This is a genomic window from Vibrio sp. VB16, assembly GCF_015594925.2.
Classification (GTDB): domain Bacteria; phylum Pseudomonadota; class Gammaproteobacteria; order Enterobacterales; family Vibrionaceae; genus Vibrio.
In genome coordinates this window covers 1,380,444-1,405,391 of the sequence record NZ_CP087590.1, presented here as the reverse complement: position 1 = coordinate 1,405,391, position 24,948 = coordinate 1,380,444, and the positions used below count along the sequence as shown (strand labels likewise).

The following is a 24,948-nucleotide window of genomic DNA, read 5'->3' as shown; positions in this document are numbered from 1 at the left end:
AACTCTCTATTTTTTTAAAAATTTTCAACTTAATAAACCCAATATCATTCTGTTCTCTATTTGAATAGCAGTGCTTTTAAACTGGATAGTTCATCCACATCAGAAAATTCAGGTGGGTTTTCTAAGCGCTCTATAAACTCAAATTGAGGCGCTTCTTCATTCATGCTCTCTATCAAAAATTCTGGCGTTACAGACGGTGAGTTCACGCAGGCTAATACTTCACCGTTATCAGCAAGCAATTCTGGTAGTCTTCTCAAGATTTTTTTATAGTCTTTGGTAAGAGCAAAGCTTCCTTTTTGAAATGAAGGTGGGTCAATGACAATCAGGTCATAAGGGCCATTTTTACGGATCTTGCCCCAGGATTTAAAAATATCGTGGGCTAAGAAACTCACCTTGCTCAAATCATGGTTATTGAGCCTATGATTATCTCGCCCTTTACTCAAGGACGCTTTAGCCATATCAACATTCACCACTTTTTCAGCACCGCCTTCAATCGCTGCGACAGAAAAACCACAGGTGTACGCAAAGAGGTTAAGGATGCGTTTTTCTTTCGCGTTTTGTTGAACCCAATTTCGACCATATCGCATGTCTAGAAATAAGCCAGAGTTTTGATTTCTACCAAGATCGAGCTTGAATCTAAGGCCACTTTCTACTACTACGGGGTGAACCTCTAAATGACCTAAAATTACCTCAGCAGGGGCACCATTTTGATATCGATGTTGAAGTAAAATTGCCGTCCCCTTTTTTTCTTCCCAAAGGCTTTGCTGAGAAAAAAGTAATAAACCCTTTCGTAAGCTATCCAGAAACTCTTGGTCGACTTCTTTAAATAAACTGACGATAAGTTGACCCTGCAACCAATCACAAGTGAGTTGTTCTAACCCTTGCCATTTCCTTCCTCGCCCATGAAATAGGCGGCGGACTTCATTAGGCGCCGTCGCAATTTCGTCTGAAAGGTGTACAAAAAACTGATTTAAATTTTCTTTATTCATAATCTATTTAATCGTTGGCCATGGCAGATCCCAAGGCGTGTCCCATTGTTCCAATGCCATCAGCATTTCTGTAGATTGCCATTTTTCACCCATAGAGGGTGGTGCAATTAGACTAACTATCTCATTTTGAAACTTAAACCGAATCGCAAATGCGTGTAAATAACCTCGGTCACTAATGCAAGACGGGTTATATATCCGATCACCCACAATAGAAGAACCAACTGATTTTAAAGCAACTCGTATCTGGTGCGTTTTGCCAGTATAAGGCTTACACAGAAAAATACGTTCACCCGCTTCACCAGCCAAGGAAAAAAATTGGGTTACTGCTGGATTATTTTTGCTGTTGATAAGCTTCCAACTTGAACGACGCGAACGTTCCATGTCACCGCTAATTAAGCCTTGCTTCTTCTTTGGTTTTTTACTACCTATCGCAACATAATACTTTTCAATGCTTCGCTGCGCGAATAAGGTCGACAACTCCCGAGCCGCCTGCTTATTTCTGGCCAAAAGCAAGATACCTGAGGTCATTTTGTCTAGCCGATGAACAAGGTATAGCTGGTTGTCTTTGGTTACCTTTGCGACTTCTTGCAGCAGCATAGTGTCACCGTCATCTTTATGAACGCTAACATTGTGAAACTTGTTTATTACAATAAAGTCTTCTTGTAGTTGAAGAATATCAAACATAATCGTTACTCCATACTTTGGCGCAGATTAACTGCTTTGATAGAAAAATGCGAGTAGCGAGATCAAAAAGGCTCTGCAATTGCAGAGCCTTTGAACAACTTGGATGATTTTTGGTTTTATGCGAAGAAGACCAAAAGCATAAAGACGGGACAAACGACGCGTACATACCAAGGCCAAATTTTCCAAAACAATCCTTGTTCTACTTCTGGAAAGCCTTGTTTGATCTCTTGCAGTACTTTATCGCGCTTCCAAACCCAACCGACTAATAGCGCCCAACAAAGGCCCAATATTGGCTGACCGTACACCGTCGATATTTCGATAACCGTTCCGAACATTGCGCCGAAATTAAATACAATAACTGCCGAGAATACCGTGATCAAACCACCAATCCAAAGTACAGCAGTAGAGCGTTTTTGCTTTAGTTCTTCAATTGCACAGGCAACTGGAACTTCGAGTAAAGAGATGGACGACGTAAGCGCAGCGATAATCATCAGCAAGAAAAACACCAAGCTAACCAATAGACCAACAGAACCCATTGAATCGAACAATGCAGGGAGTACAGTAAATACTAGTGTATCCGAGCTTAATAACGCACCCGATTCAGAGAATATCTGTACACCGTGCTCTTTAGCTACAAACATTGCTGGTAGTATGAGAAGACCAGCACCAACGGCAACGCCAGTATCAATGGCCGCAACTTGTGCCGCAGTTTTAGGAATGTTCACATCTTTTTGAAGATATGAACCATAAACCATTATGGAGCCCACTCCCAATGATAGAGAAAAGAATGCCTGCCCCATTGCGCTAACTAGCAACTTAGGTGTGAAGTGCGAGAAATCAGGAATCAGATACATTTTTAGGCCTTCAGACGCGCCGTCCTGAGTCAAAATGTAAATAATTAGAACCGTAAACAGAGTAAACAACATAGGCATCAGGCGAGTAGACCAACGTTCGATACCGTCTGCCACACCATTTCTTACTACATACATAGTTAATGCCATAAAGGCAACCATCAGCAATAGATTACGTGCTGAACCGAAGCCATTTATCCAATCTGACGCAGCTGTCAATCCAACCAAATCAAAAACACTACCAGCAAAACCACCAACCAACCAGCCGGCAACGATCGAGTAAAAAGCAAGGATTAATGACGCACACGTCATCGCAGCTAAGCCTAGAAGTGCAGCACCTATTTTGCCATTTGGCCAAATCGCCTTAATTGAACCAATAGGGTTAGATTGGCCATACCGACCTATGGTTAACTCTGCGACTAACATGGGGAATGCAAGTACGCAAACCATCAAAAGATAGACAATTAAAAAAACAGCACCACCATTGCTCGCTGCCTGAGTTGGGAATCCCCAAATATTTCCTAAACCGACAGCAGAACCCGCTGCGGCCATTATGAAGCCAAATTTAGACGAAAATTGGGCTCTAGAATTCGTTGCCATTGTATTTACCAAATATGTAATTATGTACTGTAAAAATACAGAGAAATTGTGTAAACAAATCTGAACAGTCAGACCCGTAGACTATCAATGCATCAAGCGTGGCAAGTAAAACAGTTTGCGAGTAGAATTGGAAGACCCTCTGGTGTAAATTGTGGATTAAGCTGCCATTTACGCGAACAAATGTTGCTATTTTATACAATTGCTCGTTATCTTCCTATTAAGTAAACAAACCGCCCGATTATCTACTGTTATCTATTTCCTGTTATTCCATTGCCCGCATACTCAACTAAACTCCTATTAGCCTGTACCATTCTGTTTGTTAGAAGGATGGCTGCGCATTAAATAAACAAGCCTGTGACGCTAATTAACAATTAAGCTCAACAATATTTTTTAAAAGGCTTTATTATCAATTTGTTAACTATTCTTCTTTTCAACGAGGTTAGATGGAAAAGTTTTATCACATAATGACACTCGTAAGTATTGGCTTTTACTGGGTTCTTGTCGCCGGTGTAACGCTGCGCGTCGTACTGAAAAGACGAGCGGTGAGCGTTTCTTTAGCTTGGTTGATGATTATCTATATCATCCCTGTATTTGGCATAATCTGTTATTTTCTTTTTGGCGAACTAAATCTAGGAAAAAAGCGGGCGGAAAGAGCTAAACAGATGTTCACACCTTATGGGGAATGGTTCGATCAGTTACACGACTGCCAAGCTCATTTACCTGAACTGATGAGCCCACAGATCACGAAGATAGATGACTTATGCAACCACCGCATGAGTATTCCAGCACTCTGCGGCAATACCTTATCACTCCAACGTTTTCCGAATGAGATACTTCGTTCCATCATTAAAGACATCGATAACTCTAACCACCACATCCGCGCCGTTTTTTACATTTGGCACAACGGCGGTTTAGTCGATGCGGTAAGCAATGCCTTAATTCGAGCCGCAAAAAGGGGAGTAGAAATACAAATCTTACTTGACTCCGCTGGCAGTTATCGCTTCTTCAAGAGTCATTGGATACAGATGATGGAGCAAGAAGGTATCCGGGTGATCCAAGCACTTGGTGTTAGCCCTTGGCGTCTTTTTTTAAGACGTCTTGACCTACGACAACACCGAAAGATTATCGTGATCGACGATAATGTCGCCTATACCGGTTCTATGAATATGGTCGATCCTGCTTTTTTCAAACAGAATGCGGGCATTGGTCAATGGGTAGATGTGATGGTCCGTATTACTGGACCGACGGTTAATATTCTGTCTGCTATTCACGCATGGGATTGGGAGGTTGAAACCGGTGATAGACAACTGCCTACCTTGCCAGAATGTATTATTGCAAGCGACGACAAAGCTTTACCAATTCAAGTGGTACCATCCGGACCCGGGATGCCAGAAAACCTGATTCAACAAGTACTCACCCTAGCGGTAAACCAGGCAACGAAATCCGTCAGTATAACAACACCCTATTTTGTTCCTAGTGATGAATTATTAGAAGAGTTTCGCATGACCGCCCAACGAGGCGTTACCGTGGAACTCATCATCCCTAAAAAGAACGATTCTCTTATGGTTCAGTGGGCTTCTCGCGCCTACTACGACGAATTGCTCGATGCTGGCGTAAGGATATATGAATTTGATGGAGGACTGCTGCACACGAAATCGGTCGTTGTTGATGGCCTTTATTGTTTGGTCGGTACGGTCAATATTGATATGCGCAGTTTATGGCTTAATTTTGAGCTCACGCTCGCGATAGATAATCGAGATTTCACGTTGGAAATGGTTGATCTATTGGAGTCTTATAAAGCATTGTCAACCAGAGTTGATAAAGCACAATGGAACGGAAGAAGTATGCGATACCGATTTCTCGAACGTGTTTTCTATCTGTTTAGCCCATTGTTATAACGGTTTCTCATTCTTCTTCAGCGAATTTCAGTTGCTTAATATCTTCTATCATGTTTTAAATTAACCAAATCAGATTAAAACATCATGTAGGGAAATGGGATGTCCGAACATAAACAAACCAAGCTGGTCACTGCTGGCCGAGATAAAAAATGGACAAACGGTGTGGTTAACCCACCCGTTCAACGTGCTTCAACCGTTGTTTTTGAAACCGTCGCACAAAAAAATCAGGCAACAAAAGACCGGGCAAATAAGACCTTATTTTATGGTCGTCGTGGTACCAATACACATTTTGCATTTCAAGATGCAATGAATCAAATTGAAGGTGGGGTTGGCTGTGCACTTTATCCTTGTGGTACGGCGGCGATTTCCAATGCTATTCTCTGCTTCGTAGAGACTGGTGACCATATTCTGATGGTCGATACATGTTATGAACCTACCCGAAATTTTTGCGATGTAATACTAAAAAAAATGGGTGTTGAGACAACCTATTATGACCCTATGATAGGCGAAGGTATCCGCGAACTCATTAGAGCCAATACCAAAATATTGTTCCTTGAGTCTCCAGGTTCAGTAACAATGGAAGTGCAAGATGTTCCAACCCTAACAAAAATAGCCAAAGAAGCGGACATGATCACCATCCTTGATAATACTTGGGGTGCCGGTGTTAACTTCTCCCCTTTTGATTTCGGGGTTGATATTTCGGTGCAAGCAGCAACGAAGTATATCGTTGGCCATTCAGACGTTATGATCGGTACCGCGGTGTCGAATCAGAAATGTTGGGACCAATTACGTGAACAAAGTTATCTCATGGGCCAATGTATCTCACCCGACGATGCATACCTCGCGCTTCGAGGACTAAGAACACTGGATGTGAGATTACGTCAACACGAAGAAAACAGTATTAAGGTAGCAAATTGGTTAGCCGAGCATCCGCTCGTGGACCATGTTCGTCACCCTGCATTAGAAACTTGCCCGGGACATGCGTTTTATAAGCGAGATTTTACCGGTTGTAATGGTCTATTCTCTTTTATCCTTAAAACAGCAGATTCCAAAGCGACAACGGAATTACTCGACGGTATGAAACATTTTAGTATGGGGTATTCGTGGGGCGGATTTGAAAGCTTGATTCTTGCTAATGAGCCCAGCTCATTTAATAGTTTACGTACAGTAGCTAATCCTAATTTCAAAGGAACGCTAGTACGTTTACATATAGGGCTAGAAAACGTCGATGAATTGATCGATGACCTTGATAAAGGCTTAGAAAGATACCAACAAACGTTATCTTGATTAGCCGGTGACACATCGTCTGTTTTAGTTATCTCTTAGAAGTCGAGTCAATAATACTCGACTTCTATTTAGCCCACTACAGCGTTTAAATTATACCACTAACTGCAATATCTCTAGCCTCAACTCATCACTCCAATCTAGATCTTCTACTAACTCAACCCCAACTATCGTACTGTCAGATTGCACACGTGAATTAACAACATAAGCTTTGGGATAATGTTTAGGAATATTCTTAAGATCAGGGACTACAATGACTTCTTCACCGGGCTTGACAATAATTCTTTGTTTTATAAGCAATCCACAACCGGCCACTGAAATATCTAAAAGCTGAGCTTTGTACTCTTGACCGCCGATCTCAACCATTGCACCAATATTTACTTTATAACGTTTTGTCGCTCGGATTGGTTTGGTTTCAAACTTATTTGGATACGACAGAAATATTAGCCATGAAGAGCCCATCATCTTGACGCCTAAAATACGAGATCGAAAGGCAATAACGTGACCTTCATCTGTATTGGTTACGCCCCTAAGAACAATCTCCGAACCGTTTATATTCCTAGTCACAAGATCTTCTGTTGCTTTGGTACTAAGCTCAAAAATAAGGTAATTATGCTCTTTAAGGCCAATAAACGTACCCGTAAAGGTATATTGATTAGTCGGCCCAAAATTAATTACCGAAGAAAGTTTCATGCCAAACTGAAGGAATTTTTTAAGGTCGGTGACTTTAGTTGGTTCAATACTCATAGTATCAATAGACTTCTAAACATAAACGGATATGAAACTCATTGTTATTCATTAACTTTACAGGATAATCGATTCTCACAACAATTAGTTTGCTCTATGTCGAAAAAGCACATGTACACATTCTGATTGGTGGAGAACCGACAATACAGCGATATTGGCACTGCTATAAGCTGGGATCAGATTCCGGATATCGCCTGATAATATCAGCTAGGTAATCTTGATGTTCTCTTAATGCATTTACACAATGTCCATCTAATTTGCCACTATATACCATTTTTTCGAGCTCTAATAGTGCGGCTGAGACTGAGCAAGCCTGTTTATACGGGCGATGACTGGTCAACGCATCAAAAACATTCGCCACAGTAACTATACGAGCTGGGGCGGCTATCTCTCCATCAGACAGTCCATTTGGGTAACCTGTCCCATCTAAAAACTCCTGATGACAAGAGACAATGCTCTTAAGCACCTCGATACAACGGTGTGAAGGAAAACCTAGATTTTCGATAATTTTATCTACTTCCTTAACCCCACTAGAAATGTAATCCCTCATTTTCTCACGCTCATCGACGGCCAAAGGCGAAGGTTTCAGCAATATCTCAATGGATAACGCTGACTTGCCAATATCATGTAGGCGAGAAAATATATGCACACTCTCTATCAATTCATCATCGAGATGATAGATATCGGCCACCCCTTTGGCAATAAGATGCGCATAGCGGCTCATCCTCTCCATATGTTCTTTCGATTCATTTTTATAGCCGGCAGAAAGCGCTTTCGTTATCTCTGCTGATGTAAGAATCGCATTAAGCAATGAATACTCGGTGTTAACCGCAAAGTTAATAAGATCACAAAACGGGGACAGATTTTGTTGAATTTCGTCAGTAAAGACGGCTTTTCGATAAGAGTCAAAAAATATGAAACCGATAAAATTTTGTCCATTATAAATAGGAACGGTATAAGAAGAGTTATAGCCTTGCTGTAGTAACCATTCAGAATGCTTGTTACCACCTTCAATCGTCCCCGGCAAATCATCGACAATACGTGTGCACCTTTGCTCCGCACAGACTTTTAATTTAGGACAAGAGCTTAATGGGAAGGAGTAGTTAGTAAAGTTATTCAACCCCGTGTTACTTTCAACATAGGTATATAATTGTGTACTCTTAGGATCATAAGATACTATCGCTATTCGAACTACATCAGGTATTTCAACCAAAATACGTTGATGAATGTCTTTTAGTTCCTGACGCAAAGAATCACTATGCCCAGAGCGTGAATGAACAGACTGTTTAGTTTCTTTTAACGAGTTCATAACTCAGCACCTAACAAAGCATTTCGTTAATCCATATGAAAATACTTACGTATTTACAAATTAATCATATCCTCCTTAGATTTTAGTTCTAGAAAGACAAAAATGACCACTTTTGATAGTAAAAAGTAATCGGTACCGGAGCCACGCGTATTAGTTTTCTCTCTTAAAACAATCTATATCATGGTCATCAACTAGCCCCGTCGCTTGCATAAACGCATAAACCGTTGTGCTGCCTAAAAACTTAAACCCTCGTTTCTTAAGGTCTTTGAACAACCGATCCGATTCAGATGTCGTCGCTGGAGGAGAGTCACCCTCCGTTCGATTAGAGATTGGTTGCTTGCCTACAAACGCCCAAACATAGTCACTGAAGCTGCCAAATTCCTTTTGAATCTCAAGAAATCGCTGCGCGTTATTTATTGCTGCTTCTATCTTTGCTCTATGCCGGATTATCCGACTGTTCTGCAATAACGCTTCAACCATCGAACCGTCAAACTGAGACACTTTCAGTGGGTCAAAACCAGCAAACGCATCTCTATAACCATCTCGTCTTTTTAGAATGGTGTACCAACTTAACCCTGCTTGTGCTGATTCCAGGACTAGAAACTCAAAGAATACGTTATCTTCATAAATAGGTACTCCCCACTCATTATCATGGTATTCAAGGTAATCCAGTTTAGTTTCATCAGCCCACTTACATCTGTTCATCGTTATCCTTGATTGCGCTTTGCTCCAACCTAAAAACAAAGCGCCGGTTTGAAGTTGAGTTACCCTTTTGAATCGTCTATGGCAACTATCTGTATCTTATGCAAAATACGATAGAGCACAGGCACAACGATTAAGGTCAGTATAGTCGCGAAACCTAAGCCAAACATAATCGTCACTGCCATTGGTTTAAAGAAACTATCCGGTAGAAGTGGCACCATACCTAAAATAGTCGTGATTGCTGCCATACAGACGGGTCGAACACGACTCAGTGCCGCATCTACTACGGCTAGATAAGGTTCTTTTCCAGACGTCATCTCAATATTGATCTGATCGAGCAACACAATACCATTCTTCAGCAGCATGCCAGACAAACTCAGAAACCCGAGTAGCGCCATGAAACCAAACGGAGTATCAAGCAACAATAAGCCTGTAGAGACACCAATAATGGCCAAAGGCACCGTAAACCAAACAATCAGAGGTTCTTTAACCGAGTTAAATAAGAACACCGTAACCAAGAACATAAAGAGATAGCCCAGTGGCATCGTGGTAAATAAGGACTCTTGAGCATCAGCCGAAGACTCATACTCTCCCCCCCATTCCAACGAATATCCCGGAGGCATCTCTATTGCGTCAATTTGCGTCATTAACCGCTTTTGTAACGTCGCCGCCGTCTCGTCACCAAGTAAATCTGGGTCGGCAAAAATAGTCAGCATACGTTTACGATTTTTACGAATGATAAGCGGATCTTCCCAGCGAGTTTCATATCCAAGAGTGACCTGTTGTAGTGGTATATATTCGCTTAAACCTGGACTCCATATCTTCATACTTTCGATGTTATTTATATTCTCTCTTTCATCTTCAGGTAACCGAGCAACAATTGGCATTAACGTTGTGCCATCACGATAGACCCCAACGCTTTTCCCAGAAAATGACATGCTTAGGAATTCATCCACATCTGATTTTGTGATGCCGTAACGTCTAGCCTGACTTTCATTAAATATTGGTTCCAGTACCTTAGTTCTTTCCCGCCAATCATGTCTTATGTTCGTCGTCCCATTATCGACGTACATAAGATCCATAACCTGCGTAGCCAAAGCCCTCAATATTGTCGGATCAGAACCCACCAGACGAGCTTCTATCTTCGCACCCCCTCCTGGTCCTAACTCAATTTTCTTCAGCTTATAGTTTATCTCTGGAAAGTTAAGTTGAATATGAGAGCGGAACTTAGCCATTAACGGATCCATCACCTCTGCGGATGTAACGCGCGTGGCTATCTCACCATAGGCGGAGTAACTCTTTTCTGGTGAATAAGTCAGCATAAAGCGTTGCAACCCTTTACCAGCCGTTGTCGTAACGTGCTCGACACCATCTTGCTCTGATAACCAACCTTGCAATACCTGTAACTTAGTATTGGTCGCACGAATATCGGTTCCTTCTGGCATCCATACATCAACCATAAACAATGGAGTAGTGGACGATGGAAAGAAGGATTGTTTTACTTTGGTAAATCCATAAATGCTTATAACTAGCATCACTATCAACACAATGACGGTCGTCCATGCCCGTTTCATACAAAACTCTAAGAAGTTTCGATATATCACGAAAATCATTCCGTTATATGGGTCCGAACCTTCATCATCTTTGCTATCAGCTGAGGTTTCCTTGAAAAATAGATCAGCGAAGAAAGGGGTTAAAGAGATGGCAGTAAACCAGCTCAACATGAGCGAAATGAGCAGTACTGTGAATAGTGTGCCGCAATACTCACCGGTTGCATCGTCAGACAAACCGATTGGCGCAAATGCTGTAACGGCAATAACAGTTGCACCAAATAGTGGCCAAATTGTTTGCGTTACAATATCAGTAGCCGCCTGCAACCTCGTTCGCCCTTGCTTGGTTCCTATCAGTATCCCTTCGACCACCACGATGGCATTATCTACCAACATCCCGAGTGCAATGACCAAAGCACCAAGTGAAATACGTTGCAGTTCGATGCCCATATACTGCATAAAGATGAAGGTACCTAATACTGTCACTAACAGTATTAAACCAATGAGAAGGCCAGATCTCAGGCCCATAAAGAAAAGCAATACGATGATAACGATACCAACCGCTTGCGCTAAGCTAATAACAAACCCACTGACGGATTTATCGACTTCTTTTGGTTGGCTATATACCTCAGAAATATCGATACCAATAGGCTGCTGAAACTTAAGCTCTGCCAGTCGTCTGTCGAATCGCTTACCTACTTCAACAACATTGACCCCAGAGTTAAACGACACGCCCATATTGAGAGATAGTCTGCCATTAAAGTTAATGATATTAGAGGGGACCTCGACATAACCTCGCTTGATCGTCGCCACATCTTTTAGGAAGATAAGCCCTTGCGCTCCCCCTTCGGTTAAGATTAGGTCGCCCAGTTGAGAAACGTCTTTAAACTCACCGGTCGGTTGAATTCGAATGTACTCTTCACCAATACGTACTGCACCCGCATCGTTCACTGTATTCTGAGTATCAAGCAGATTAAATATCGTGGATGGCGCAATACCCAAGCTACTTAAGCGCTTCATCGATATCTCAATGAAGACTTGCTCTTGCTGCTCGCCAGATACGCTGATTTTGCCAATGCCATCGATTAACTCTAGGTCTCGTCGCAGGTAATCAACATAATCCAGAAGCTCTTTATAGCTGTACCCTTCACCTGATATAGCCAGTAATATACCGTACACATCACCAAAATCATCGATGACTTGAGGGCTATGTACCCCCGGCGGAAGAGTTGGCGCGAGATCGTTAACCTTTCGTCTTAATTCATCCCATATTTGTGGAAGGTCATCAGGACCATAGTTATTTTTCATGGTCACGGTTATCTGAGACAGGCCTCGACTGGAGATTGAGTTAACCTCATCAACATAGATAAGCTGTTGTATCGCCTTCTCTATTGGGTAAGTCACTTCTTCTTCGACCTGGACCGGTGTTGCACCGGGATAGCTTGTCACTACCATGGCGTCTTTGATCGTAAATGCAGGGTCTTCAAGTCGACCTAAGTCAAAAAAGGCCGATGTACCGCCAATCAAAAATATCAGCGAAAGCATCCAACTTATTACTTTATTCTTGATAAAGTAGGCCGCGATGCCCTTCTCTTCCGCAGGCGTTTCAGCATTTAATATGGGCGCATTTTTTTGATCGCTCATTAGTTTACCTCCTGCATGCTTGGCTCTACTTTTAATCCATCTCGCAAGCGTGTTATGCCGGCAATAACTATCTTGTCTTCAGCTGTTAATCCATCCAACACTTGAATTTCCTTATAGCTCACTCGTCCTGTCATGACTTTGGTGCGCTTAACTGTATTATCTGGTTGTAATACCCAAACAAACTTGTTCGCCCTATCTAGCGTGTCCCCATCTGGATTAAATATCGCTTCTATCGGTATCGACAAGGCAACGGTTTGTATATCGCCTACATGGCCTTTCTTCGGTGCAACCTCTACAGCCATACCATCTAAAATCAATATTTCCTTCGGCATAGGCATGGTTAGGGTAACGTTATAGGTTGCCGTGTCTTGGTCTTGTTCAGTGGTATATTCCTTTAGCTTCGCTGAATAAATGAGTCCATTAGCGACTTTAACATCCGCTTCAACTGATCTAAACTCCTCCATTTGAGGTGAATTAGCGAACAGCTTATCTGCTACCTGAATAACAATATCGACAAAGGCTGGATTATGGATATTAACTATCTGCTGGCCCGCTTGAACATTTTCAAATTTCTCAACATTAACGCGTGATATAATTCCATCGAAAGGTGCTTTCAGTTGGGTAAAAGAGAGTCTAAGTGTCGCCAAATCATATTCAGCTTTTGCTATCATGCGTTGAGCAGCCAGTTCATCGAATTGTGATTGTGCGAGCAACCCTTTTTTCACTAATGGCGCCGAGCGTCTATATTGACTATCCGCCACATTGAATGACGCTCTTTTATTTTCTACTTCTAGCTTAAAGTCATTGGGGTCAATCTCAGCGAGCACCTGTCCTTTACTCACTAAGTCTCCTTCATTGACATCAAGTTTGATTATCTCTCCAGAAAGCCGAAAGCTGAGATGAGAACGGTCAGCGGCCGCCGCGATAGCCGGGAAAAACATGCGACCATCGTAAACCTCATCAGATTGCTTTGAGAGATCTAAAATACGAACTCGTGGGGTCTCTTTTTCAACGTCGACAGGTTTTTTACCACAACCTACCATCGCAACAAGAGAACTTAATACTATGATATAAATTATTTTTTTCATATTACAGCCCTCTCTCCTTAACCCACTCTCTGACTTTTATTCCCTCTTCAATACCTGCCACTCCAGAAATAACCACCAAATCGCCATCAGACAATCCCGACTGAACCTTGCCAGCTTCACTTAATGTTAATTCCACTTTCTCTGTTAATCCTTCTTCAGTGACTCTCCATACATACTGTTTGTCATTTTCAGTGAACAACGCACTTTTAGGGACCTCTGTTGTATCAACTTTAGGAATAGAAACCCTTAATTGCCCTGACATTCCCGGAAGCGCCCCAACATCATCAGGTTTATCCATTACCATGGTTGTTTTATAGCTGTTCGTTTTTGAATCGGCTTCGGTGTCTATCTCGAGCAACTGAACAGAAAATGACTCTTGTGGAAAAGAGTCAAAGGTCATGGTCGCTTTTTTATTCATTCCCCCGCGAAATCGGTTTAACAGATAGCCCGGAAGTTGAAATTCGATTTTTAAGACAGCCGTTGTTTGTACATTCATCACCGCTTGACCGGCGTTGATGTATTCGTAATTTTCTATGTTAACAATAGAAACGGTGCCGTCATACGGAGCGACTAACCCCGTGTAGCTTAGGTTTGAGGAGGCTTGTTCGAGGGAAGCGTTTGCAGATTTGTAGTTGGCAAGAGCTCGATCATAGTCTTGTTCTGATACAACTTGATCCTTGCGCAGTTTTTTCATCCGTTTATATTGAACATTAGCCAGTTCAAAATTAGCTCGGGCCTGTTTTTCGAGCAATTTATACTCATCAGGATTAAGCGCTGCGAGTATATCGCCACGTTTCACAAGATCACCAGAATTGACTTTAAGCAGTTCAAGCTGACCCGGGACACGGAAAGCAAGGACAGCTTTATCGCCGGCTTGGGCTATTGCAGGAAATGTACGACTCAGATCATTATTACCAACGGACACGGCAAATAATTTAGCGGGTCGAGATTCTGGTTCAGGAACGGGGGGCTGCTCTTTACATCCAATAAGCAGAACCGCAAAAAACAACAGTGAAAACACTTGGGGTTTAAACATAAAACATCATCCATGTAATAGCTTTACAGCGCTAACTATTAACATAGATGATGGAAAGGGAATTTGCCAGTCAATTTAATCATAACTCACTGATAATTAAGTGTGATTCTAGCCAAGATCACCTTTGTTATTACAATTTGCTGAATTCTCGATTAACTTTAAATGATTCGGACGTAACATAAGCTTCCATTGCTCTCACCCCGTTATCCACTCGTCCTAGCTCATTTTCAATATTATTGAGCAGGTTTTCAGGCGTTTGCCCAGCCTGCCAAGCCTTATCTTTGATTTTGTGGTCCTGTTTAGTTTTGATGTTCTCTTGATACTCGTAAGGCTGTTTTTCCAACATCAAAGTAAATGCGACATAGGCGACAACAACCAAAAAACTGCCACCCAATAACGCAGCAGACACCACCAAGATTCTAACCAACCAGGTCTCTACACCGAAGTAGTTTGCAATACCCGCACAAACACCTGATAACTTAGCGTTGACGGGATCACGATAAAGTTGCCTATCTCTCATTATTCTGCCTCCAGCTTGGTGACTCAGAATCCAAGATCCGCTCTAACGTATCGACCCTTTTTTGCAATGATTCTGCTTTAGACGTTAGAGACTCTAAACGCTCGTAATCTTCCGTTGTTAAGCCATGTTCTGACTTTCTCTTACCGCGATAGTGTAAAAACAACCAAAGCGGCGCGACAAAAATCAAAAATACTATAATAGGTCCGGTAACAATGGCCGCTGTCATATACATTACTCCTAATTATTAGTCTTTATTCATCTGTGCTTTTAGTTTTTGCAGCTCTTTTTCTATCTCATCATTGGCTTGTAGTTCAGCAAACTCCTGATCAAGAGACTTCGCTTTACCCGACATTTCATAGGTATCAGCTTCAGCTTCAAGCTGATCAATCTTACGCTCGTACTGCTCAAACTTTGAAAAAGCTTCATTTGTGCGACTAGTATGAAGATGTTTTTGTACATCTCTACGACTTCCCGCGGCTTCACGACGAATCACAAGCGCCTGTTGCTTAGCACGAGTTTCATTGATTTTTGTCTCAAGCTTACTGATTTCGCCCGTTAACTTATCAATGGTATCTTCAACTAAGGTTTGCTCATGATGCAAACTTTTCACAATTTCAATGAGCTTCTGTTTTTCTATCAATGCTGCTCTAGCAAGATCTTCTCGGCTTTTTGTTAACGCCAATGTCGCTTTGTTTTGCCACTCTTCAATGTGCGATTCCATGGAGTCTACACGACGAAAAAGTTCTTTTTTGTCCGCAATAGCTTTTGCGGAATTAGTGCGAACTTCAACTAACGTATCTTCCATCTCTTGTAAAATGAGTCGAATCATCTTTTCAGGATCTTCAGCTTTGTCCAGAAGTGAACTCACATTAGAATTGATGATATCAGCGAAACGCGAAAAAATACCCATGATATGTCTCCTTAATAGTAACAGTAGTTAACCTTAACCTGCTTGTCATTCACAAATAGCTCGAGGTTTACGAATTATAATTCAATATCCATGCCAATATTTTTTATTAGTAATTACAAAGATTTAGATGCTAGTGGGTTTTTAAGGTCATTGTGCTATGATGAATTAAACCAACTATTGGTAAAAAAAACCACTCGACAGTGAGAGATGTATGGAACAGCAAACCTTGATTGGAGAATCACCACTTTTTTTGTCCGTTTTAGACAAAGTGTCGCGCCTTGCCCCCATCGAGAGACCAGTTCTAATCATTGGTGAAAGAGGAACAGGTAAAGAGTTGATCGCTCAACGACTCCACTACCTTTCAAAACGGTGGGACCAACCATTAGTGATGCTCAATTGCTCAAGCTTAAGTGAAGGACTCATAGATACCGAACTCTTCGGTCATGAAGCCGGGGCATTTACGGGTTCAAAAGGTCGGCATCAAGGCCGCTTTGAACGTGCAGAAGGAGGGACCTTATTCTTAGATGAGTTGGCAACCTCACCCCTTTCGGTACAAGAAAAACTGTTGCGTGTAATCGAATATGGTCAGTATGAGAGAGTTGGTGGCAGCAAAACACTCAATGCCAATGTCAGACTCGTATGTGCCACCAACGCAAATCTACCTAAGATGGCAAAAAACGAGACCTTTAGAGCTGACTTGCTGGATCGGCTCGCCTTCGATGTTGTTCATCTTCCTCCACTACGAGAACGCCAAGAAGATATCCCATTGCTCGCTCAGCATTACGCCATGAGAATGTGCCGTGAATTGTCGCTTTCGCTCTTCGTTGGTTTTACCGATAATGTATTTCGTATGATGTCGGAGTACCCTTGGCCGGGGAATGTTCGTGAGTTAAAGAATGTCATTGAACGCGCGGTCTATCAACATGGTAAGTCTGAATTACCTATTGATGACCTAGTCCTTGATCCCTTCAAATGTGAATGGGCAAGTGAAAATACGACCAATAACAACGATACTGAACAGGACGAACCAACGCCTAGCCAACAAACTCTGCTTCCTGAGCCTATTGATTACAATGTGCCCATTGATTATAAAGAATGGCAAGAACAACAAGATATACAGCTGCTCAACCACGTTATGGACAAAGCTAAACACAACCAACGTACCGCAGCTGAACTGCTTAATCTTAGCTACCATCAGTTGCGCGGTATGCTGAGGAAGTACAACATGGTCGGTCAGTCAAATGACAGTCCAGCTGAATAGAATACGTTCAAACTTATGATAAAAATTAATCTCATCTCATTCTATCGAAATAACTGACTCGAATTTTTTCCTGTTTGCTATTTACGTACCCAAAGAATTGGTCTGCCTAAAGAAAAGGTGTTAAATTATGCAGATCTTTAGGCATCTTTTGTTTGCCCGTTCTCAATCAATGATAGCTCTTTCTATGAAAGCATTTTTAAAGTTCACCACAGGATTCGTCAGTATAGGATTACTGGTTGGGTGTAGCGACAATATTGATCACGAAGAAATTCGCAAACATGGTTTTGTCTCTTGTGGACATAGCGCACCAAACGCCTTCAATCCACAACTCGTTGAAGGTGGTATTACCGCTGATTCGCTAAGCCCACAAATCTACGATTCATTATTAACGTTAGACCCTGTCACTCTGAAGCCGACGGCCAGCATTGCCTCTTCTTGGCATATCAACGATGACGGCACAGAATATACGTTCAAGCTCAAAGACAGTGTCGAATTTCAGCATACGGATTGGTTCACCCCTACAAGAGCCCTAAACGCCTCTGATGTCGTGTTCAGTTTTAACCGATTAATCGATCCAAGCCATTCATTTCATTTTGTTGGTAATGCAAGCTACCCATGGTTCGAAAGTATTGGCTTCAGTAATCTCGTTAAAAGCGTTGAGGCCATAGACCCTCTAACGGTAAAATTTACTTTAACAAAAGCGGACAATACCTTTCTTTCTAACATTTCGACCACTCACTCCGTTATTCTTTCCCGTGAATATGCGCAGCAATTAGAGATCAAAGACGAAAAAAACCGTATAGATGAATTCCCAGTCGGAACGGGCCCATTTTACTTGGCCGAGTATCAAGTCGGCGATCTCGTTCGACTTAAAAAGCACAATAAATACTGGCAGGGTGAACCAGAACTTGAGCAAGTAGTGTTTGATATTTCATCCCGTGGAACTGGCCCTCTTGCGAAGCTATTACGCAGAGAATGTGATGTTCTTTATACACCACTCTCTAGTCAGATCCCCATTATCAAGCAACATGATGATTTGATACTAGAAGCCAAGCCATCCATGAATGTCTCATTTATTGCCATTAATACCGACCATCCTGCGCTCAGTGATCAGAGAGTAAGAAAGGCGTTGAGTTTATCTATCAACCGAAAGAGCATCTTAGATGCTGTTTATTTTGGAACGGGTGAACAAGCTTATTCACTATTACCACCCAGCTCTTGGGCGTATCAAAAAGACGCGACGCAGATAAGATACGACAAAAATTACGCTGTCGGATTGCTTAGAGAAGCCGGTTACTTACAAGGTCTTCAGCTTTCAATGTGGGTTCCGTTAGAAGCAAGCCCATATAATCCGAGTCCCAGAAAAACAGCAGAGTTGATTCAGGCGAATTATGCCGACATTGGGATTGAGCTAAACCTGTTCACCAGTGACCGCTTTAACCGTACGGAACTGGCAGAGCATACCGATATTGATTTGATTCTCACCGGATGGAACGCCAGTACTGGTGACCCCGATAACTTCTTGCGCCCACTGCTGTCGTGTCGTGCAGAAGAGTCGGGACTAAATGTGTCGATGTGGTGTAATCCAGACTTTGATTTTTTATTGGATTTAGCAAAAGAAACCAATCAAGAGAGATACAGACTAAACTTATACAAAGAAGCACAATATATGATGAATGAAGCAGTGCCCGTCATTCCACTTGCGCATGGTGCTCAGTTTTTAGCTTATCACCAATCGTTAACTGGATTTGGTTCCAGCCCATTCAGTTCTCAGAGCTTCCATAAAGTAAGGAGAGTCAAGTAGATGTTTCGTTATACTATTCGCCGCTTTAATCTCTTTGCGATAACCTTAATTATGCTGACCTTTGTTGGTTTTAGTATTCTTCGCTTAGACGCAGAATCACCTTGGGCTCACTTGAGTTATCTGCAAGGATGGTCGCACTATGTTCAGGAGCTGTGGAATCTCAACTTCGGCTTAAATAAGCAAGGTTATCCTATCATTGACGATATCGTGGTGGTATTTCCTGCTACATTGGAACTTGTATTTATCTCCTTTATGCTCGCGCTCTTTATCGGTATCCCTTTTGGGACCATTGCCGGAATGCGACAAGGCAAAATGATCGATACGATAATCTCGTTCATTTCCATGTCTGGCTATTCTGCGCCTCTATTCTGGGTAGCACTGTTGTTGATTATGTTCTTCTCATTAGACTTGGGATTGCTTCCCGTCTCAGGTCGATATGACCTGCTGTATGAGATCAAGCATGTCACCGGATTTGCCATTATAGATGCTTTCTTATCTGATCATCATTACAAGGCAGAAGCACTACAAAGCGTATTGGAACATCTGGTGTTACCCTGTTTGGTCCTCGCACTCGCACCAACCACGCAAATAGTGCAGATAATGCGCGCCTCTGTTGCGGAAGTGATGACGCAAAACTACATTCGCGCAGCTAGAATTAAAGGTTTGTCGAAACGTGAAATTATCACCGAACACGTTTTTAGAAATGCACTACCCCCCATTTTTCCAACACTCGGTGTGCAACTCTCTAGTATGATTACATTTGCCATTATCACTGAGTCGATTTTTAACTGGCCGGGAATTGGTCGATGGTTGCTAAACGCATTAGCTAATCAAGACTACGCTTCCATTCAAGCGGGTGTAATGGTGGTCGCTTCCTTTGTTTTATCTGCCAATATATTGTCTGATTTACTTGGTACGCTATCGAACCCATTGGTAAGGAAAGAGTGGTATGTTAACCAATAGCATCTATCAAGAAGAGCATATTCCAACTCAGTTTGAACGCTTTGCTAAAAGCTATCGAAGCAATAGTTTAGCGATGTTTGGAATGTGGTGCCTTATCCTAGTAGTGTTAATCACACTCACTGCACAGTGGATTGCTCCACATGACCCAAATCTCCAAACAGGGCATTTACTGGTCCCTCCTTCTTGGGCGACAGAAGGCAGTATTGAATACTTCTTAGGTACCGATGATTTAGGACGAGATATACTTTCCCGAATTTTGACGGGTTCTCAGTTTACATTTGGTGCTTCAATTCTAGTGACAATCATTGCTGGCCTTATTGGCAGCAGTATCGGTATTTTGGCCGGTATGACTCGTGGTTTGTTGTCTAGCACCCTCAACCACCTGCTTGATACCGTCATGTCCATCCCTTCACTTTTATTAGCCATTATATTTGTGGCATTTCTAGGGTTTGGTGAGTTCAATATTATGCTCGCGATTGGCTTGGCACTGATCCCTAGATTTATCCGTTCCATTTACACTGCGATTCACGCTGAACTTGAAAAAGATTACATCATGGCGGCTCGCCTTGATGGGGCCAATGACTTATATCTGTTACTCAATTCTGTCTTTCCAAACATCCTTGCCATCATTGCCGCAGAAGTGACGATGGCATTAACACTGGCCATTATGGATATCACTGCCCTCGGGTTTTTGGGATTAGGCGCGCAAGCCCCTAGTACGGAGTGGGGAGCAATATTAGGAGACTCAGTCGAGTTGATTTATCTAGCACCTTGGACGGTAACACTTCCGGGACTGGCCATTATGTTTACAGTTATCGTCATTAATTTAGTTGGCGAAGGTATTCGACAAGCGTTAAATGCAGGGGTTGAATAATGCCATTACTTGATTTCAGGCACCTAACTATAGAGATTGAAACACCGCACGGGCTCGTCAAGGCTGTGGATAGAATGAGTCTTACAATCCAAGAAGGTGATATACGCGGTTTAGTCGGTGAATCAGGTTCCGGAAAAAGTTTAGTCGCGAAAGCTATCGTCGGTATCTGCAAGGACAATTGGCGTGTAAGCGCTGATCGGATGCGATTTGGTGATGTCGACTTGCTACAATTGACGCCAAAAGAACGGCGTAAGGTCATTGCCAAAGATGTCGCGATGATCTTTCAAGAACCCTCTACCTGTCTTGACCCATCAGAAGCAGTGGGCAGCCAACTCGCCGAATCTATCCCTTCTAAAACCTTTCAGGGTCGATGGTGGCAGCGCTTAAAATGGCGCAAGAAACAGGCAACAGCTTTGCTTCATAAAGTGGGTATCAAGGATCATAAGCGTGTTATGAGTAGCTACCCATATGAGCTTACCGATGGAGAATGCCAGAAAGTAATGATAGCGATGGCTATTGCGGCGAAGCCTCGACTGTTGATTGCCGATGAGCCAACCAATGACTTGGATCCCATTACTCAATCGCAAATATTGCGCTTACTAAGTCGCATGAATCAGGTGCACAACACGACCATATTGCTCATTGGGCACGACTTGACAACAATAACGCAGTGGGCAACCAGAATCACCGTAATGTACTGTGGACAATCTGTCGAATCCGCCGCTACCGAACAGATCCTAAAAGCACCAAAGCATCCCTATACCATTGCACTACTGAAAGCGATGCCGGACTTTAGTAATTGGATACCTCATAAGCAGAAGCTACAATCTTTACCGGGTTCTATTCCGGCACTCCAGCATCTTCCTATTGGTTGCCGACTCGGCCCACGTTGCCCGTACGCACAGAGGCAATGTGTCGAGATTCCGTATTCTAAAAAAATAAAGGGTCATAAATACTCATGCCATTTCCCGCTTAATACGGAGACCAAATAATGAACGAATCCCTTCTTGAGGTTAACGGTCTGTCCAAGCAATTTGTCACGCGATCTGGGTTATTTACCAAGAAAATCCAGCAATCGGTAAAGCCGTTGAGCTTTACCTTAGAGGCAGGGCAAACCCTCGGACTAATTGGTCAAAATGGTTCTGGCAAGTCAACTCTAGCAAAGATGCTGGCAGGGGTTTGCGAACCAACGAGTGGTGAGATTAGAGTGAATGGCGATAAGCTAGAACATGGAGACTACTCTACACGCTGTAAACTTATCCGCATGATATTTCAAGATCCTAATAGCTCTCTCAATCCAAGGATTCAAATTGGCAGAATCTTAGAAGGACCGCTACGACGTAATACGGAGATGCCACCAGAAGCACGTATGAGCCGAGTCAAAAATACCTTGGTTCGTGTTGGATTACTCCCAGAACACGCCTATTTCTATCCTCAGATGTTGGCAGCCGGACAAAAACAACGTGTATGCCTTGCGCGCGCTTTAATCTTGCAGCCTTCCATTATTATCGCTGATGAAGCGCTAAATGGTTTAGATATGGCAATGCGCTCTCAAATCATCAACCTTTTTCTCGAGCTTCAAGATGAGATGGGGGTTTCATTTGTTTATGCATCACAACATATTGGCATCATCAAACACATAACTGATAAAGTAATGGTGATGCACGAAGGTGATGTGGTGGAATATGGTGAAAGTAGTCAGGTTCTAACTCATCCAGAACATCCGGTTACTCAGCGGTTAGTTGAGAGTCACTTTTATAAAGCCCCGAACTATAAGAGATGTTCGTAACACAGCATCATTGTTCTATTGAAACGTCTTCTATAAAGCATAGTAAATGCGAAGAAGAACAAGCACAAAGTTAACTCTACAATTTTTTTATTTGGGTTGTAGAGTTAAGAAATAGAATAGCCTTTGGTATTATTTTCTATCGAGTTTCTGGGCTTGCTTTCTCAGTTCTGAGTCAAACTCATCCGGATAAAGCACAACGCCTTCTTCATTGATATTAGGGAAGACGACAATAGCCAACTCGTCCTCTTCTAATCCACGCGTCCAACGACTATGCCACTTGTTGATAGAAATACTTTCAGCAGTACAATCTTCCCATTCACCCGTCGCCCATTCTGTCGCAAACTCTTCATTTGGCCATACAGGTACACAATCTTCATCATCTGTATTTAGCATGACACATCCGTGTTCATCTTTAAGAATCCACACGCAACGACTAGAAGCGATCTCTTTAATGCAATATTTCATTCGCTGATCAGCGTCCATATTGTTTATTTCTTTCAACATACCGCTATCAAGTTTATCAGTCATACATACCTTAGATATTTTTAGGGTTTACGATCAAAAAAAGCGAAGGTTTACCACCCTCGCCTTTACATCGCTTTTTATTAACGCCGTTATAAAAGCTCGTTCTGAAGCCAAGGCCAACCTTGCTTCTTACGACTCAATGTATTTTCCATCATCAGCATGCCATCTTTTTCATGCTTAACCAGTTTCTCGGCCCACTCACCTTTGAATAATAAGCGTGTCGTAGCGGAAGTGATGTCAGTAAGCATTACCGCTGCAAATGACAAACCTTCTTCATCGCATCGACGTTGAAGGTCATCTTCAATTGCGGTAATCATCCCGTCAACTTGCTCAAGTGTTGCTAGCTCAATCTGACCAACAACGACATTTTTTCCTAAAAACGGATACGCTTTAAGATCTTTTTCAACCAATTGAGATGCACTAAGGCCTTTGATATCTGTTTTTGCTATCAATAGGTTCTTAATAAATGTATCTAAATCTGTCACTTCCGCGTAGACAGCAAGTGCCTCAACAGCATCTTTATCTTTTTGCGTACAGGTTGGTGAAGCGAAACCCACAGTATCGGACAAGATTGCTGACATCATGAGCGTTGCCATTTCACGAGTGATCGTTACTTCTTCCATTTTTAGAAGATTATATAGGATAGTACAGGTACAACCTACTGGCCAAATCCAAGCTTCTAACGGGTTTATCGTCATAACATCACCTAAACGGTGGTGGTCAACAATGCCTATGATCTCGGCTTCATTGATGTCGTCTGGTGCTTGAGAAACATCAGTGTAATCGACCAGCCATACTTTTTCGCCCGCAACACTTGTACGCAATTCTGGTGCTTCTACGCCTGCTTGCTCAAGAATGTATTGAGTTTCGCGATTGAGCTCACCTAAACGAATTGGGTTTGCTTCTAGCCCACGAGCTCTTAGTAACTCGGTGGCAACTAATGCACTACAAATGCTATCACTATCTGGGTTCTTATGACCGACAACTTGAATCATGTTATATCCTATACAAGTTTATAAATGAGGATTAAAGTCTTATTTGACCTTCCTTTAATGACGAATACTTTACCTGAATTTTAGAATTTGTCATTGGGTTGATTGTAAATAATTCTTACTTCTTGTTACTCATTTTATACAAATTCTAATTCAGGTGAAACAAGCACACGGTATTATGACTATTATTAACGATATTAAGTTTAAATCCATCGACCCTAAACCATTGGGAAACAGACCAAATGAAGCATATAGCCATTATTCTGTCCGCGTTAATGAGTTGTGTCAGTTTACCTGCATTTTCTACTATTGAATTGATCGCAAACTCGAACCTAGATTTTTTGGTTGTTAATGGAGCGAAAGCAAAGGTAGATAGCCGCCTCTTTTCGTCCAAACAAACAACGATACTGCCTAGCGGGGAAAATCAAATTGCCTTTAGATACAGTTATACTTATACCCGAGGTGACAACTATACGCGCGTTGATACACCGGTTATTATCGCAAAATTTACCGCACAAGATGCCAAACTCACCTTCCTGTTCCCGGAATTCAGAAGTGCCACAGAAGCAGAAAAAAACATCGATGGTATCACCTGGGCTCTTGTCGATACCGAGAACCAACAAGCGATTAAAAAAACTGAGGACAACCTGCGAATTGATGGCATGCAGATAGGTCGAAACTACGTAAAGGAGACACAAGATTACAACGCTTCAGGTGGACCAGCTTCGATTTCGAAGAATAATGCTTCAGTGACTAACCACACATCGAGCGCGAACACTGCAGAAGAGATGCTCCATTTTTGGTATGACAAAGCGACACCGGAAACCAAGGCGCGCTTTAAAGCCTATATCAATCAATAAACGCTTTGATTATGGAACCACAAATTTACTAAAAAAATACCGACCTATAAAAGGTCGGTATTTATATG

Annotated in this window: 23 protein-coding genes; 9 read left to right on the top strand and 14 right to left on the bottom strand. The window is 42.2% G+C overall.

Annotated elements, in window-relative coordinates; genetic code table 11:
* Positions 1 to 56 precede the first annotated feature (56 nt).
* The 3 genes from IUZ65_RS06610 to IUZ65_RS06600 all read right to left on the bottom strand — a co-directional run bounded on the left by IUZ65_RS06610 (position 57) and on the right by IUZ65_RS06600 (position 3,076).
* Complete coding sequence (locus IUZ65_RS06610) at positions 57 to 989, bottom strand: class I SAM-dependent methyltransferase (protein ID WP_195702992.1); 933 nt, start codon at positions 987 to 989, stop codon at positions 57 to 59.
* A 3-nt stretch (positions 990 to 992) separates the two neighbouring features.
* A complete protein-coding gene (locus tag IUZ65_RS06605) occupies positions 993 to 1,673 on the bottom strand; it encodes a TIGR01621 family pseudouridine synthase (protein ID WP_195702991.1) in 681 nt (226 codons plus the stop codon).
* Positions 1,674 to 1,789: 116 nt separating this feature from the next.
* The gene (locus IUZ65_RS06600; protein ID WP_229638119.1) at positions 1,790 to 3,076 is read right to left on the bottom strand and encodes a sodium-dependent transporter; all 1,287 of its coding nucleotides are present in this window, start codon (positions 3,074 to 3,076) and stop codon (positions 1,790 to 1,792) included.
* 491 nt (positions 3,077 to 3,567) lie between these two features.
* On the opposite strand from IUZ65_RS06600, the gene cls reads away from it, so the two are divergent.
* Together cls and IUZ65_RS06590 are read left to right on the top strand one after the other, a co-directional pair.
* Positions 3,568 to 5,022, top strand: a complete 1,455-nt coding sequence (gene cls, locus IUZ65_RS06595) for a cardiolipin synthase (protein ID WP_195702989.1) — start codon at positions 3,568 to 3,570, stop codon at positions 5,020 to 5,022.
* 99 nt (positions 5,023 to 5,121) lie between these two features.
* A complete protein-coding gene (locus IUZ65_RS06590) occupies positions 5,122 to 6,309 on the top strand; it encodes a cystathionine beta-lyase (RefSeq protein ID WP_195702988.1) in 1,188 nt (395 codons plus the stop codon).
* Between the two features lie 90 nt (positions 6,310 to 6,399).
* Here IUZ65_RS06590 and IUZ65_RS06585 read toward each other — a convergent pair whose 3' ends face one another.
* From IUZ65_RS06585 to pspA, 9 genes are all read right to left on the bottom strand, one after another.
* Entirely contained in the window at positions 6,400 to 7,053 is a 654-nt protein-coding gene (locus IUZ65_RS06585) for a PilZ domain-containing protein (RefSeq protein WP_195702987.1), read from the bottom strand.
* Between the two features lie 163 nt (positions 7,054 to 7,216).
* Positions 7,217 to 8,362: an HD domain-containing phosphohydrolase gene (locus IUZ65_RS06580; RefSeq protein WP_195702986.1), complete on the bottom strand. Its 1,146-nt coding sequence runs from the start codon at positions 8,360 to 8,362 to the stop codon at positions 7,217 to 7,219.
* Positions 8,363 to 8,512: 150 nt separating this feature from the next.
* Complete coding sequence (locus IUZ65_RS06575; RefSeq protein WP_195702985.1) at positions 8,513 to 9,067, bottom strand: DNA-3-methyladenine glycosylase I; 555 nt, start codon at positions 9,065 to 9,067, stop codon at positions 8,513 to 8,515.
* Positions 9,068 to 9,126: 59 nt separating this feature from the next.
* Positions 9,127 to 12,258 carry an efflux RND transporter permease subunit gene (locus IUZ65_RS06570; RefSeq protein ID WP_195702984.1) on the bottom strand — a complete coding sequence of 1,044 codons (3,132 nt, stop codon included), beginning with the start codon at positions 12,256 to 12,258 and terminating at the stop codon, positions 9,127 to 9,129.
* Complete coding sequence (locus IUZ65_RS06565; RefSeq protein WP_195702983.1) at positions 12,258 to 13,346, bottom strand: efflux RND transporter periplasmic adaptor subunit; 1,089 nt, start codon at positions 13,344 to 13,346, stop codon at positions 12,258 to 12,260. Before IUZ65_RS06565 ends, IUZ65_RS06570 begins: the two co-directional genes overlap by 1 nt.
* 1 nt (position 13,347) lies before the next feature.
* Positions 13,348 to 14,382 carry an efflux RND transporter periplasmic adaptor subunit gene (locus IUZ65_RS06560; protein ID WP_195702982.1) on the bottom strand — a complete coding sequence of 345 codons (1,035 nt, stop codon included), beginning with the start codon at positions 14,380 to 14,382 and terminating at the stop codon, positions 13,348 to 13,350.
* 130 nt (positions 14,383 to 14,512) lie between these two features.
* Positions 14,513 to 14,902 carry an envelope stress response membrane protein PspC gene (gene pspC / locus IUZ65_RS06555; protein ID WP_195702981.1) on the bottom strand — a complete coding sequence of 130 codons (390 nt, stop codon included), beginning with the start codon at positions 14,900 to 14,902 and terminating at the stop codon, positions 14,513 to 14,515.
* Positions 14,892 to 15,128, bottom strand: coding sequence for an envelope stress response membrane protein PspB (gene pspB / locus IUZ65_RS06550; RefSeq protein ID WP_195702980.1), 237 nt, complete (start codon positions 15,126 to 15,128; stop codon positions 14,892 to 14,894). The genes pspC and pspB overlap by 11 nt, the downstream gene beginning before the upstream one ends.
* A gap of 18 nt (positions 15,129 to 15,146) precedes the next feature.
* A complete protein-coding gene (gene pspA / locus IUZ65_RS06545; protein ID WP_195702979.1) occupies positions 15,147 to 15,812 on the bottom strand; it encodes a phage shock protein PspA in 666 nt (221 codons plus the stop codon).
* A gap of 211 nt (positions 15,813 to 16,023) precedes the next feature.
* Between pspA and pspF the strand changes: the two genes are divergently transcribed.
* The 6 genes from pspF to IUZ65_RS06515 all read left to right on the top strand — a co-directional run bounded on the left by pspF (position 16,024) and on the right by IUZ65_RS06515 (position 22,503).
* On the top strand, positions 16,024 to 17,073 hold the full coding sequence (gene pspF / locus IUZ65_RS06540) for a phage shock protein operon transcriptional activator (protein ID WP_195702978.1): 1,050 nt from the start codon (positions 16,024 to 16,026) through the stop codon (positions 17,071 to 17,073).
* 184 nt (positions 17,074 to 17,257) lie between these two features.
* Positions 17,258 to 18,877 carry an ABC transporter substrate-binding protein gene (locus IUZ65_RS06535; RefSeq protein ID WP_195705021.1) on the top strand — a complete coding sequence of 540 codons (1,620 nt, stop codon included), beginning with the start codon at positions 17,258 to 17,260 and terminating at the stop codon, positions 18,875 to 18,877.
* Entirely contained in the window at positions 18,878 to 19,840 is a 963-nt protein-coding gene (locus IUZ65_RS06530; protein WP_195702977.1) for an ABC transporter permease, read from the top strand.
* Positions 19,827 to 20,714, top strand: coding sequence for an ABC transporter permease subunit (locus IUZ65_RS06525; RefSeq protein ID WP_195702976.1), 888 nt, complete (start codon positions 19,827 to 19,829; stop codon positions 20,712 to 20,714). The genes IUZ65_RS06530 and IUZ65_RS06525 overlap by 14 nt, the downstream gene beginning before the upstream one ends.
* A complete protein-coding gene (locus IUZ65_RS06520) occupies positions 20,714 to 21,706 on the top strand; it encodes a peptide ABC transporter ATP-binding protein (protein ID WP_195702975.1) in 993 nt (330 codons plus the stop codon). Before IUZ65_RS06525 ends, IUZ65_RS06520 begins: the two co-directional genes overlap by 1 nt.
* Complete coding sequence (locus IUZ65_RS06515; protein WP_195702974.1) at positions 21,706 to 22,503, top strand: peptide ABC transporter ATP-binding protein; 798 nt, start codon at positions 21,706 to 21,708, stop codon at positions 22,501 to 22,503. The genes IUZ65_RS06520 and IUZ65_RS06515 overlap by 1 nt, the downstream gene beginning before the upstream one ends.
* A 129-nt stretch (positions 22,504 to 22,632) precedes the next feature.
* Here the strand turns inward: IUZ65_RS06515 and IUZ65_RS06510 are convergent, their stop codons facing one another.
* Positions 22,633 to 23,031, bottom strand: a complete 399-nt coding sequence (locus tag IUZ65_RS06510) for a DUF2750 domain-containing protein (RefSeq protein WP_195702973.1) — start codon at positions 23,029 to 23,031, stop codon at positions 22,633 to 22,635.
* Between the two features lie 86 nt (positions 23,032 to 23,117).
* The gene (locus IUZ65_RS06505) at positions 23,118 to 24,023 is read right to left on the bottom strand and encodes a manganese-dependent inorganic pyrophosphatase (RefSeq protein WP_195702972.1); all 906 of its coding nucleotides are present in this window, start codon (positions 24,021 to 24,023) and stop codon (positions 23,118 to 23,120) included.
* Positions 24,024 to 24,262: 239 nt separating this feature from the next.
* Between IUZ65_RS06505 and IUZ65_RS06500 the strand changes: the two genes are divergently transcribed.
* Positions 24,263 to 24,880, top strand: a complete 618-nt coding sequence (locus IUZ65_RS06500) for a DUF2057 family protein (RefSeq protein WP_195702971.1) — start codon at positions 24,263 to 24,265, stop codon at positions 24,878 to 24,880.
* Positions 24,881 to 24,948 lie beyond the last annotated feature (68 nt).

Excerpts from the sequence above, each read along its gene's own strand:
- IUZ65_RS06610 (WP_195702992.1), bottom strand. The coding sequence starts at position 989 with ATGAATAAAGAAAATTTAAATCAGTTTTTTGTACACCTTTCAGACGAA.
- IUZ65_RS06605 (WP_195702991.1), bottom strand. The coding sequence starts at position 1,673 with ATGTTTGATATTCTTCAACTACAAGAAGACTTTATTGTAATAAACAAG.
- IUZ65_RS06600 (WP_229638119.1), bottom strand. The coding sequence starts at position 3,076 with ATGGCCGCAGCGGGTTCTGCTGTCGGTTTAGGAAATATTTGGGGATTC.
- cls (WP_195702989.1), top strand. The coding sequence starts at position 3,568 with ATGGAAAAGTTTTATCACATAATGACACTCGTAAGTATTGGCTTTTAC.
- IUZ65_RS06590 (WP_195702988.1), top strand. The coding sequence starts at position 5,122 with ATGTCCGAACATAAACAAACCAAGCTGGTCACTGCTGGCCGAGATAAA.
- IUZ65_RS06585 (WP_195702987.1), bottom strand. The coding sequence starts at position 7,053 with ATGAGTATTGAACCAACTAAAGTCACCGACCTTAAAAAATTCCTTCAG.
- IUZ65_RS06580 (WP_195702986.1), bottom strand. The coding sequence starts at position 8,362 with ATGAACTCGTTAAAAGAAACTAAACAGTCTGTTCATTCACGCTCTGGG.
- IUZ65_RS06575 (WP_195702985.1), bottom strand. The coding sequence starts at position 9,067 with ATGAACAGATGTAAGTGGGCTGATGAAACTAAACTGGATTACCTTGAA.
- IUZ65_RS06570 (WP_195702984.1), bottom strand. The coding sequence starts at position 12,258 with ATGAGCGATCAAAAAAATGCGCCCATATTAAATGCTGAAACGCCTGCG.
- IUZ65_RS06565 (WP_195702983.1), bottom strand. The coding sequence starts at position 13,346 with ATGAAAAAAATAATTTATATCATAGTATTAAGTTCTCTTGTTGCGATG.
- IUZ65_RS06560 (WP_195702982.1), bottom strand. The coding sequence starts at position 14,382 with ATGTTTAAACCCCAAGTGTTTTCACTGTTGTTTTTTGCGGTTCTGCTT.
- pspC (WP_195702981.1), bottom strand. The coding sequence starts at position 14,902 with ATGAGAGATAGGCAACTTTATCGTGATCCCGTCAACGCTAAGTTATCA.
- pspB (WP_195702980.1), bottom strand. The coding sequence starts at position 15,128 with ATGACAGCGGCCATTGTTACCGGACCTATTATAGTATTTTTGATTTTT.
- pspA (WP_195702979.1), bottom strand. The coding sequence starts at position 15,812 with ATGGGTATTTTTTCGCGTTTCGCTGATATCATCAATTCTAATGTGAGT.
- pspF (WP_195702978.1), top strand. The coding sequence starts at position 16,024 with ATGGAACAGCAAACCTTGATTGGAGAATCACCACTTTTTTTGTCCGTT.
- IUZ65_RS06535 (WP_195705021.1), top strand. The coding sequence starts at position 17,258 with ATGAAAGCATTTTTAAAGTTCACCACAGGATTCGTCAGTATAGGATTA.
- IUZ65_RS06530 (WP_195702977.1), top strand. The coding sequence starts at position 18,878 with ATGTTTCGTTATACTATTCGCCGCTTTAATCTCTTTGCGATAACCTTA.
- IUZ65_RS06525 (WP_195702976.1), top strand. The coding sequence starts at position 19,827 with ATGTTAACCAATAGCATCTATCAAGAAGAGCATATTCCAACTCAGTTT.
- IUZ65_RS06520 (WP_195702975.1), top strand. The coding sequence starts at position 20,714 with ATGCCATTACTTGATTTCAGGCACCTAACTATAGAGATTGAAACACCG.
- IUZ65_RS06515 (WP_195702974.1), top strand. The coding sequence starts at position 21,706 with ATGAACGAATCCCTTCTTGAGGTTAACGGTCTGTCCAAGCAATTTGTC.
- IUZ65_RS06510 (WP_195702973.1), bottom strand. The coding sequence starts at position 23,031 with ATGACTGATAAACTTGATAGCGGTATGTTGAAAGAAATAAACAATATG.
- IUZ65_RS06505 (WP_195702972.1), bottom strand. The coding sequence starts at position 24,023 with ATGATTCAAGTTGTCGGTCATAAGAACCCAGATAGTGATAGCATTTGT.
- IUZ65_RS06500 (WP_195702971.1), top strand. The coding sequence starts at position 24,263 with ATGAAGCATATAGCCATTATTCTGTCCGCGTTAATGAGTTGTGTCAGT.